Annotated in this window: 17 protein-coding genes; all 17 read right to left on the bottom strand. The window is 54.2% G+C overall.

Annotated elements, in window-relative coordinates; translation table 11 throughout:
• Positions 1-13: 13 nt before the first annotated feature.
• Positions 14-328 (bottom strand): 50S ribosomal protein L24, encoded by a 315-nt coding sequence (gene rplX, locus F8N12_RS23035; RefSeq protein ID WP_003176416.1) that lies wholly within the window; start codon positions 326-328, stop codon positions 14-16.
• Positions 329-339: 11 nt separating this feature from the next.
• Positions 340-708, bottom strand: coding sequence for a 50S ribosomal protein L14 (gene rplN / locus F8N12_RS23040; RefSeq protein ID WP_002555479.1), 369 nt, complete (start codon positions 706-708; stop codon positions 340-342).
• 23 nt (positions 709-731) lie between these two features.
• Positions 732-998, bottom strand: a complete 267-nt coding sequence (rpsQ, locus tag F8N12_RS23045) for a 30S ribosomal protein S17 (protein WP_003176419.1) — start codon at positions 996-998, stop codon at positions 732-734.
• 2 nt (positions 999-1,000) lie between these two features.
• Positions 1,001-1,192, bottom strand: a complete 192-nt coding sequence (gene rpmC, locus F8N12_RS23050; protein WP_008030901.1) for a 50S ribosomal protein L29 — start codon at positions 1,190-1,192, stop codon at positions 1,001-1,003.
• Positions 1,192-1,605: a 50S ribosomal protein L16 gene (rplP, locus tag F8N12_RS23055; protein ID WP_150582437.1), complete on the bottom strand. Its 414-nt coding sequence runs from the start codon at positions 1,603-1,605 to the stop codon at positions 1,192-1,194. Before rplP ends, rpmC begins: the two co-directional genes overlap by 1 nt.
• 12 nt (positions 1,606-1,617) lie before the next feature.
• The gene (gene rpsC, locus F8N12_RS23060; RefSeq protein WP_003176422.1) at positions 1,618-2,304 is read right to left on the bottom strand and encodes a 30S ribosomal protein S3; all 687 of its coding nucleotides are present in this window, start codon (positions 2,302-2,304) and stop codon (positions 1,618-1,620) included.
• 13 nt (positions 2,305-2,317) lie between these two features.
• On the bottom strand, positions 2,318-2,650 hold the full coding sequence (rplV, locus tag F8N12_RS23065; RefSeq protein ID WP_003103908.1) for a 50S ribosomal protein L22: 333 nt from the start codon (positions 2,648-2,650) through the stop codon (positions 2,318-2,320).
• A gap of 13 nt (positions 2,651-2,663) precedes the next feature.
• Entirely contained in the window at positions 2,664-2,939 is a 276-nt protein-coding gene (gene rpsS, locus F8N12_RS23070; RefSeq protein WP_002555486.1) for a 30S ribosomal protein S19, read from the bottom strand.
• Between the two features lie 16 nt (positions 2,940-2,955).
• Positions 2,956-3,780: a 50S ribosomal protein L2 gene (gene rplB / locus F8N12_RS23075; RefSeq protein ID WP_008030897.1), complete on the bottom strand. Its 825-nt coding sequence runs from the start codon at positions 3,778-3,780 to the stop codon at positions 2,956-2,958.
• A 14-nt stretch (positions 3,781-3,794) separates the two neighbouring features.
• A complete protein-coding gene (gene rplW / locus F8N12_RS23080; RefSeq protein WP_002555488.1) occupies positions 3,795-4,094 on the bottom strand; it encodes a 50S ribosomal protein L23 in 300 nt (99 codons plus the stop codon).
• On the bottom strand, positions 4,091-4,693 hold the full coding sequence (rplD, locus tag F8N12_RS23085; protein WP_007896707.1) for a 50S ribosomal protein L4: 603 nt from the start codon (positions 4,691-4,693) through the stop codon (positions 4,091-4,093). Before rplD ends, rplW begins: the two co-directional genes overlap by 4 nt.
• A 12-nt stretch (positions 4,694-4,705) precedes the next feature.
• Positions 4,706-5,341 (bottom strand): 50S ribosomal protein L3, encoded by a 636-nt coding sequence (gene rplC / locus F8N12_RS23090; protein ID WP_150582438.1) that lies wholly within the window; start codon positions 5,339-5,341, stop codon positions 4,706-4,708.
• An 80-nt stretch (positions 5,342-5,421) separates the two neighbouring features.
• On the bottom strand, positions 5,422-5,733 hold the full coding sequence (gene rpsJ, locus F8N12_RS23095; protein ID WP_003186070.1) for a 30S ribosomal protein S10: 312 nt from the start codon (positions 5,731-5,733) through the stop codon (positions 5,422-5,424).
• A gap of 141 nt (positions 5,734-5,874) precedes the next feature.
• Positions 5,875-7,068, bottom strand: a complete 1,194-nt coding sequence (tuf, locus tag F8N12_RS23100) for an elongation factor Tu (RefSeq protein WP_150582439.1) — start codon at positions 7,066-7,068, stop codon at positions 5,875-5,877.
• A gap of 31 nt (positions 7,069-7,099) precedes the next feature.
• Positions 7,100-9,205 carry an elongation factor G gene (gene fusA / locus F8N12_RS23105; RefSeq protein ID WP_150582440.1) on the bottom strand — a complete coding sequence of 702 codons (2,106 nt, stop codon included), beginning with the start codon at positions 9,203-9,205 and terminating at the stop codon, positions 7,100-7,102.
• Positions 9,206-9,235: 30 nt separating this feature from the next.
• Positions 9,236-9,706 carry a 30S ribosomal protein S7 gene (gene rpsG, locus F8N12_RS23110; protein WP_002555493.1) on the bottom strand — a complete coding sequence of 157 codons (471 nt, stop codon included), beginning with the start codon at positions 9,704-9,706 and terminating at the stop codon, positions 9,236-9,238.
• 118 nt (positions 9,707-9,824) lie between these two features.
• Positions 9,825-10,196: a 30S ribosomal protein S12 gene (gene rpsL, locus F8N12_RS23115; protein ID WP_002555494.1), complete on the bottom strand. Its 372-nt coding sequence runs from the start codon at positions 10,194-10,196 to the stop codon at positions 9,825-9,827.
• Positions 10,197-10,390: the final 194 nt, after the last annotated feature.

Consider the following 10,390-nt stretch of genomic DNA (forward strand, 5'->3'; position numbering starts at 1 on the left):
TACCTAGCAGTGTTCAAGCATCAACCGCTTTTTGGGTCGACTTGAAGACACGAATTTTCTTGCCGTCTTCTACTTTAAAACCAACGCGATCAGCCTTGTTGGTTTCGCCGTTGAAAATGGCGACGTTAGAAGCGTCCAGTGGAGCTTCTTTTTCGACGATACCGCCTTGTACGCCCGACATCGGGTTAGGCTTGGTATGACGCTTGACCAGGTTCAGACCGCCAATAACCAGACGGTTGTTAGCGAGAACCTTAAGCACCTTACCGCGCTTACCTTTGTCTTTGCCGGCGATCACGATGATCTCGTCGTCACGACGAATCTTTTGCATGTCGGATCTCCTTACAGCACTTCTGGGGCGAGCGAGACGATCTTCATGAACTTCTCAGTACGAAGTTCACGGGTCACTGGCCCAAAGATACGGGTGCCGATCGGCTCTTGCTTGTTGTTCAAAAGAACAGCAGCGTTGCCATCAAAGCGGATAATGGAGCCATCAGCACGACGTACGCCGTGACGAGTGCGGACTACAACAGCAGTCATCACTTGGCCTTTTTTCACTTTACCGCGAGGAATTGCTTCCTTCACGGTAACTTTGATGATGTCACCGATACCAGCGTAACGACGATGGGAGCCACCCAGCACCTTGATGCACATAACGCGGCGTGCGCCGCTGTTATCGGCCACATCGAGCATGGATTGAGTCTGAATCATATAATTTCTCCGACCCCTAGTCCTTAGACTTCCACAGCGCGTTCGAGAACATCAACCAGCGCCCAAGACTTGGTCTTGGCCAAAGGACGAGTTTCACGAATAGTGACTTTGTCGCCGATGTGGCACTGATTGGTTTCGTCGTGCGCGTGCAGCTTAGTCGAACGCTTAACGTATTTACCGTAGATCGGGTGCTTTACGCGACGCTCGATCAGAACGGTGATGGTCTTGTCCATTTTGTCGCTGACAACACGGCCAGTCAGCGTACGGACGGTTTTTTCGGCTTCAGCCATGATTACTTACCTGCCTGCTGTTTGAGCACAGTCTTCACGCGAGCGATGTCACGCTTAACTTGCCGGAGCAGGTGAGACTGCCCCAACTGGCCAGTTGCTTTCTGCATGCGCAGATTGAACTGGTCGCGCAGCAGGCCGAGCAGTTGCTCGTTAAGCTGCGGCGCGTCTTTTTCACGAAGTTCATTCGCTTTCATCACATCACCGTCCGTTTAACAAAGGAGGTGGCGAGTGGCAGCTTTGCAGCAGCCAGGGCGAAAGCCTCACGCGCCAGCTCTTCAGAAACGCCCTCGATTTCATACAGGACTTTGCCTGGCTGAATCTGGGCAACCCAGTATTCCACGCTACCTTTACCTTTACCCATCCGAACTTCGAGTGGCTTTTTGGTGACAGGCTTGTCCGGGAATACACGGATCCAGATCTTGCCGCCACGTTTTACGTGACGGGTCAGAGCACGACGCGCTGACTCGATCTGACGAGCGGTGAGACGACCACGAGCAACAGACTTCAGCGCGAACTCGCCGAAGCTGACTTTGCTACCGCGCAATGCCAGGCCACGGTTGTGACCAGTCATTTGCTTGCGGAACTTCGTACGCTTTGGTTGCAACATTTGGCGTACCCCTTACTTAGCAGCTTTTTTACGAGGCGCTGGTGCTTGCGGTTTCAGCTCTTCTTGGCGACCACCAATTACTTCGCCTTTGAAGATCCAAACCTTTACACCGATCACACCATAAGTGGTGTGAGCTTCGTAGTTGGCATAGTCGATGTCGGCACGCAGGGTGTGCAGTGGCACACGACCTTCGCGATACCATTCAGTACGTGCGATTTCAGCACCGCCGAGACGACCGCTCACTTGGATTTTGATGCCTTTGGCACCAATGCGCATTGCGTTCTGTACAGCGCGCTTCATAGCGCGACGGAACATTACGCGCCGCTCCAGCTGCTGAGCTACGCTCTGCGCAACCAACATACCGTCGAGTTCCGGCTTGCGGATTTCTTCGATATTGATGTGCACAGGCACACCCATTTGTTTGGTCAGGTCCTGACGCAGTTTCTCAACATCTTCACCTTTCTTCCCGATAACGATACCCGGACGAGCAGTGTGGATGGTGATACGTGCTGTTTGAGCCGGACGATGGATATCGATACGGCTTACGGACGCGCTTTTTAGTTTGTCTTGGAGATACTCACGCACTTTCAGATCAGCGAACAAATAGTCCGCATAAGTCCGACCGTCTGCGTACCAGACGGAGGTGTGCTCCTTGACGATTCCCAGGCGAATGCCAATGGGATGTACTTTCTGACCCATCTCTTCGACTCCGTTACTTGTCAGCAACCTTGACAGTGATATGGCAAGACCGCTTGACGATGCGATCAGCACGGCCTTTGGCACGTGGCATGATTCGCTTCAGCGAACGCCCTTCGTTGACGAAAACGGTGCTGACTTTAAGGTCATCAACGTCTGCGCCTTCGTTATGCTCGGCGTTGGCTACGGCCGACTCCAGCACTTTCTTCATGATCTCGGCGGCTTTCTTACTGCTGAAAGCCAACAGGTTGAGCGCTTCGCCCACCTTCTTCCCGCGGATCTGGTCGGCGACCAAGCGGGCTTTCTGGGCGGAGATTCGAGCGCCCGACAACTTAGCGGCTACTTCCATCGTTCCTTACCCCTTAACGCTTGGCTTTCTTGTCTGCCACGTGCCCACGATAAGTGCGGGTACCGGCAAACTCGCCTAGTTTGTGGCCGACCATGTCTTCGTTCACAAGAACTGGGACATGTTGACGACCGTTATGCACTGCAATGGTCAGACCGACCATTTGTGGCAGGATCATCGAACGACGCGACCAGGTTTTAACTGGTTTGCGATCATTCTTTTCCGCCGCCACTTCGATCTTCTTCAGTAGGTGAAGATCAATAAAAGGACCTTTTTTCAGAGAACGTGGCACTGTCGTATCCCTCTATTTACTTGCGACGACGGACGATCATTTTGTCGGTACGCTTATTACCACGAGTCTTCGCGCCCTTAGTCGGGAAGCCCCACGGCGATACCGGATGACGACCACCAGAGGTACGACCTTCACCACCACCATGTGGGTGGTCAACCGGGTTCATGGCAACACCACGAACGGTTGGGCGAACGCCACGCCAGCGTTTGGCACCAGCTTTACCCAACGAACGCAGGCTGTGCTCGGAGTTCGAGACTTCGCCCAGAGTCGCACGGCATTCAGCCAGAACTTTACGCATTTCACCGGAACGCAGACGCAGGGTCACGTAGACACCTTCACGAGCGATCAGCTGAGCCGAAGCACCAGCGGAACGAGCGATTTGCGCGCCTTTACCCGGCTTCAATTCGATGCCGTGTACGGTGCTACCAACTGGAATGCTGCGCAGTTGCAACTGGTTACCTGGCTTGATCGGAGCCAAAGCACCCGAAATCAGCTGGTCGCCAGCATTCACGCCTTTAGGGGCGATGATGTAACGGCGTTCGCCGTCTGCGTACAGCATAAGAGCAATGTGAGCAGTACGGTTTGGATCGTATTCAATACGCTCGACAGTGGCTGGAATGCCATCTTTGTCGTTGCGACGGAAATCGACCAGACGATAATGCTGCTTGTGGCCACCACCGATGTGACGAGTGGTAATACGACCATTGTTGTTACGACCACCAGACTTCGATTTCTTCTCGAGCAGCGGTGCGTGAGGAGCGCCTTTATGCAGCTCCTGGTTGACCACCTTGACCACATGACGGCGGCCAGGGGAAGTCGGTTTGCATTTAACGATTGCCATGATGCACCCCTTCCTTACTCAGCACTGCTGCTGAAATCGAGATCTTGGCCTGGCTGAAGGGAGATAACTGCCTTCTTCCAGTCATTACGCTTGCCCAGACCGCGAGCAGTGCGCTTGCTCTTACCCAGAACATTCAGGGTAGTAACACGCTCTACTTTCACGCTGAACAGGCTTTCGACGGCCTTCTTGATTTCCAGCTTGGTTGCGTCAGTTGCAACCTTGAAAACGAACTGGCCTTTTTTGTCAGCCAGAACCGTAGCCTTCTCGGAAACGTGCGGGCCGAGCAGAACTTTAAATACGCGTTCCTGGTTCATCCCAGCAGCTCCTCGAATTTCTTCACGGCCGACACGGTGATCAACACCTTGTCGTATGCGATCAGACTAACTGGATCGGAACCTTGCACGTCACGTACATCAACGTGTGGCAGGTTGCGAGCAGCAAGGTACAGGTTCTGATCAACCACTTCAGACACGATCAAGACGTCAGTCAGGCCCATGCCGGTCAGTTTGTTCAGCAGATCTTTGGTCTTCGGTGCATCAACAGCGAAGTCCTGAACCACAACCAGACGATCAGTACGCACCAGCTCAGCAAGGATGGAACGCATTGCTGCGCGATACATCTTCTTGTTCAGCTTCTGGGTGTGATCCTGAGGACGAGCTGCGAAAGTGGTACCGCCGCCGCGCCAGATTGGGCTACGGATAGTACCGGCACGCGCGCGGCCAGTACCTTTCTGACGCCAAGGGCGCTTACCGCCACCACGAACGTCGGAACGGGTCTTTTGCTGCTTGCTACCTTGACGGCCGCCGGCCATGTAGGCCACGACTGCTTGGTGAACCAGCGTCTCGTTGAATTCGCCGCCAAATGTCAGTTCGGAAACTTCGATCGCTTGAGCGTCATTTACATTTAATTGCATGTCAGCTTCCCCTTAACCGCGAGCCTTGGCTGCTGGACGTACAACCAAGTTGCCGCCAGTAGCGCCAGGAACAGCGCCCTTGACCAACAACAGATTGCGTTCAGCGTCCACGCGCACTACTTCAAGAGACTGCACGGTCACGCGCTCAGCGCCCATATGACCGGACATTTTTTTGCCCTTGAATACACGACCAGGAGTCTGGCACTGGCCGATAGAGCCTGGAACGCGGTGGGACACGGAGTTACCGTGGGTATTATCTTGCCCGCGGAAGTTCCAACGCTTGATCGTACCCTGGAAGCCTTTACCCTTGGACTGACCGGTTACATCAACCAGTTGACCAGCGGCGAAGATTTCAGCGTCGATCAGATCGCCGGCCTGGTACTCGCCTTCTTCAAGACGGAATTCCATTACGGTACGACCAGCGGCAACGTTCGCCTTAGCGAAGTGGCCAGCCTGAGCAGCTGTAACACGCGAAGCACGACGCTCGCCTACAGTGACTTGCACTGCACGATAGCCATCGGTCTCTTCAGTTTTGAACTGGGTGACGCGATTCGGCTCGATCTCAATGACCGTGACCGGAATGGAGACACCTTCTTCGGTGAAAATACGGGTCATACCGCATTTACGACCGACTACACCAATAGTCATGTTGTAAACCTCATGAGTGTACGGGGCTTTCACCCGCTATGGCCGCCCATTTCAGAGCGTTACACGACTAAGACCGAGTCTTAGCCGAGGCTGATCTGCACTTCCACACCGGCCGCAAGATCAAGCTTCATAAGCGCATCAACGGTTTTATCCGTTGGCTGGACGATGTCCAGAACACGCTTATGAGTACGGATCTCGTACTGGTCACGCGCGTCTTTGTTGACGTGCGGGGAGACCAGAACGGTGAACCGCTCTTTACGGGTAGGCAGTGGAATTGGACCACGCACTTGAGCACCAGTACGTTTCGCGGTTTCCACGATTTCCTGGGTGGATTGGTCGATCAGGCGATGGTCAAAAGCCTTCAACCTGATACGGATTTGCTGATTTTGCATTGGATTTCAGACTCCGGCTGCTATTCCCACCGAGCGCAATACGCCCGTTAAAAGGAGGCGCAATTCTATAGACGCCCCAAATAGGTGTCAACCCAATAAAAAAGCCCCCGCTAAGCGGGGGCTTTTTCAGATCATCACTTATTAAGCGATGATTTTGGCTACGACGCCAGCGCCGACGGTACGACCGCCTTCACGAATAGCGAAACGCAGACCGTCTTCCATTGCGATGGTCTTGATCAGGGTGACAACCATTTTGATGTTGTCGCCTGGCATTACCATTTCAACGCCTTCCGGCAGTTCGCAGTTACCGGTCACGTCAGTGGTCCGGAAGTAGAACTGTGGACGGTAGCCTTTGAAGAACGGAGTGTGACGACCGCCTTCTTCTTTGCTCAGCACGTACACTTCAGCTTCGAAGGTAGTGTGCGGCTTGACCGAGCCTGGCTTGACCAGAACCTGGCCACGCTCAACGTCGTCACGCTTGGTGCCGCGCAGCAGCACGCCGCAGTTCTCGCCAGCACGACCTTCGTCGAGCAGCTTACGGAACATTTCAACACCGGTGCAGGTGGTGACAGTGGTGTCACGCAGACCAACGATTTCCAGTGGATCCTGAACCTTGACGATACCGCGCTCGATACGACCAGTTACAACAGTACCGCGACCGGAGATCGAGAATACGTCTTCGATTGGCATCAGGAACGGCTTGTCGATAACACGGACTGGATCCGGGATGTAGCTGTCCAGAGTCTCAACCAGTTTACGAACGGCAGTAGTGCCCATTTCGTTGTCGTCTTGGCCGTTCAGAGCCATCAGAGCCGAACCGATGATGATCGGAGTGTCGTCGCCCGGGAAGTCGTAAGTGCTCAGCAGATCGCGCACTTCCATCTCAACCAGTTCCAGCAGCTCAGCGTCGTCTACCATGTCAGCCTTGTTCAGGAAGACAACGATGTACGGAACGCCAACCTGACGGGACAGCAGGATGTGCTCACGAGTTTGTGGCATCGGACCATCAGCGGCCGAGCAAACCAGGATAGCGCCGTCCATCTGAGCAGCACCGGTGATCATGTTCTTCACATAGTCAGCGTGACCTGGGCAGTCAACGTGAGCGTAGTGACGGATCAGCGAGTTGTATTCAACGTGCGCGGTGTTGATGGTGATACCACGAGCCTTTTCTTCCGGAGCGCTGTCGATCTTGTCGAAAGCAACAACGGCCGAACCGAAAACTTCGGAGCAGACGCGAGTCAGAGCAGCAGTCAGCGTGGTTTTACCGTGGTCGACGTGACCGATGGTGCCAACGTTGACGTGCGGAAGGGAACGATCAAATTTTTCTTTAGCCACGACAATTAACTCCTAGCCTAAAGGGGCTGAATCAGCCTTGTTTTTTGGTAACGGTTTCGACGATGTGCGACGGAGCCGTATTGTATTTTTTGAATTCCATAGAGTAGCTTGCGCGACCTTGGGACATGGAGCGAACGTCGGTTGCGTAACCGAACATCTCACCCAACGGAACCTCGGCACGAATCACTTTGCCGGAAACCGTATCTTCCATACCCAGGATCATGCCGCGACGACGGTTAAGGTCGCCCATCACGTCACCCATATAGTCTTCAGGTGTAACAACCTCTACCGCCATGATCGGCTCAAGCAGCTCACCACCGCCCTTCTGGGCCAGTTGCTTGGTCGCCATGGATGCAGCCACCTTGAACGCCATCTCGTTGGAGTCGACGTCGTGGTAGGAACCATCAAACACAGTTGCCTTCAGGCCGATCAGCGGATAGCCGGCAACAACGCCGTTCTTCATCTGCTCTTCGATACCCTTCTGGATAGCCGGGATGTATTCCTTAGGAACCACACCACCCACTACTTCGTTCACGAATTGCAGACCTTCCTGACCTTCGTCAGCAGGAGCAAAACGGATCCAGCAGTGGCCGAACTGACCACGACCGCCGGACTGACGAACGAACTTGCCTTCGATTTCACAGTTCTTCGTGATGCGCTCACGATAGGAAACCTGAGGCTTACCGATGTTGGCTTCGACGTTGAACTCACGGCGCATCCGGTCAACCAGGATGTCCAGGTGCAACTCGCCCATGCCGGAGATGATCGTTTGACCAGTCTCTTCATCAGTCTTGACGCGGAAAGATGGATCTTCCTGAGCAAGCTTGCCCAGAGCGATACCCATTTTTTCCTGGTCATCCTTGGTCTTAGGCTCAACGGCAACCGAAATAACCGGCTCCGGGAAGTCCATGCGAACCAGGATGATTGGCTTGTCAGCGCTGCACAAGGTTTCGCCAGTGGTGACGTCCTTCATGCCGATCAAGGCTGCGATGTCACCAGCGCGTACTTCCTTGATTTCTTCACGGGCGTTTGCGTGCATCTGCACCATACGACCCACGCGCTCTTTCTTGCCTTTAACCGAGTTGATCACGCCGTCGCCGGAGGCCAACACGCCCGAGTAAACTCGAACAAAGGTCAAAGTACCCACGAATGGGTCGGTAGCGATTTTGAAAGCCAGAGCCGAGAACGGCTCGCTGTCATCTGCGTGGCGTTCCATCTGCTTTTCCTCGTCATCAGGGTCAGTACCCTTGATGGCAGGAATATCAGTTGGAGCAGGCAGGTAATCGATAACGGCGTCGAGAACCAAGGGAACGCCCTTGTTCTTGAAGGAAGAACCGCAAACAGCCAGGACGATTTCGCCAGCGATAGTACGCTGACGCAGAGCGGCCTTGATTTCCGCGTTGGTGAGTTCTTCACCTTCGAGGTACTTGTTCATCAGCTCTTCGCTGGCTTCGGCCGCAGCCTCAACCATGTTGCCGCGCCACTCGTCAGCCAGCTCCTGCAGTTCAGCAGGGATAGGCTTACGAACTGGAACCATACCTTTGTCGGAGTCATTCCAATAAACAGCTTCCATAGCCATCAGATCGATCTGACCCTGGAAGTTGTCTTCGGAACCGATAGCCAACTGGATTGGCACCGGAGTGTGACCCAGACGCTGCTTGATCTGACCGATTACGCGCAGGAAGTTTGCACCGGCACGGTCCATCTTGTTTACGTAAACAAGACGTGGAACGCCGTACTTGTTGGCTTGACGCCATACGGTTTCCGACTGAGGCTCAACACCCGAAGTGCCGCAGAACACAACGACCGCGCCGTCGAGAACACGCAGGGAACGTTCAACTTCAATAGTGAAGTCCACGTGACCCGGGGTGTCGATGACGTTGAAGCGGTATTGGTCCTTGTGCTGCTTCTCGGAACCCTGCCAGAAGGCGGTAATGGCAGCAGAAGTAATGGTAATACCACGCTCCTGCTCCTGAACCATCCAGTCTGTGGTCGCGGCGCCGTCATGCACCTCGCCCATTTTGTGACTTTTGCCAGTGTAAAAAAGGACGCGCTCGGTGGTGGTGGTCTTACCAGCATCCACGTGAGCAACGATACCAATGTTACGGTAGCGATTAATCGGTGTTGTACGAGCCATAAAGCCCTCGCAAAATTAGTGACGCTAAAATTAGAAGCGGTAGTGCGAGAAAGCTTTGTTAGCTTCAGCCATACGGTGCACGTCTTCACGCTTCTTAACTGCAGCACCTTTACCTTCGGCAGCGTCCAACAGTTCGCCAGCCAAACGCAGAGCCATAGACTTCTCGCCGCGCTTGCGCGCGAAGTCTACCAACCAGCGCATTGCCAGAGCGTTACGACGGGACGGACGAACTTCGACCGGAACCTGGTAAGTGGCACCGCCTACACGGCGCGACTTTACTTCGACCAGCGGAGCGATGGCGTCGAGAGCTTTCTCGAAGATTTCCAGGGGGTCGCTGTTCTTGCGTTCTTTAACCTTTTCCAGCGCGCCATAAACGATACGCTCGGCAACGGCTTTCTTGCCGCTTTCCATCACGTGGTTCATGAACTTGGCCAGGATTTGGCTTCCGTATTTTGGATCGTCAAGCACTTCGCGCTTGGCTGCTACGCGTCTTCTTGGCATGGATAAGCCCTCAAACGGTCTTCAGGTTCGTTCGGAATCGGTGCCCTTGCGGGACGCCTCCGACCTTACTCTTATCGACTCAGAAAAATAGAAAATCAGTGTCTACAAAAAGCCACTACTACTTAGGCTTCTTGGTACCGTACTTCGAACGACCCTGGTTACGACCTTTAACGCCGGAAGTATCCAGAGAGCCGCGTACGGTGTGGTAACGAACACCTGGCAAGTCTTTTACACGACCGCCGCGGATCAGTACCACGCTGTGCTCTTGCAGGTTGTGGCCTTCACCGCCGATGTACGAGGAAACCTCGAAACCGTTGGTCAGACGCACGCGGCATACTTTACGCAGTGCCGAGTTAGGTTTTTTCGGCGTGGTGGTATACACACGGGTGCATACGCCACGACGTTGCGGGCAGTTCTGCAGCGCAGGCACGTCGGATTTCTCGACGATACGCTTACGCGGCTGACGTACCAGCTGGTTGATAGTTGCCATCTACTAGCTCCACTGTTGTCTTGCGACGCTATTGTCTTGCAAGAAAAGCAAAATGGCAGGAACGAATTCCCGCCAAATTTAGGGGTACAAGAGTCTAAAGAGGATCTTGCCCCCAGTCAAGGCAAGGCCCCGACGCCTCCACTCATCCAACCTCGACAAATCGTCTCGATTCGATGAACGGAGCGGCCAGGGCC

The sequence above is a fragment of the Pseudomonas fluorescens genome, assembly GCF_902497625.1.
Taxonomy (GTDB): Bacteria; Pseudomonadota; Gammaproteobacteria; order Pseudomonadales; family Pseudomonadaceae; genus Aquipseudomonas; species Aquipseudomonas fluorescens_BQ.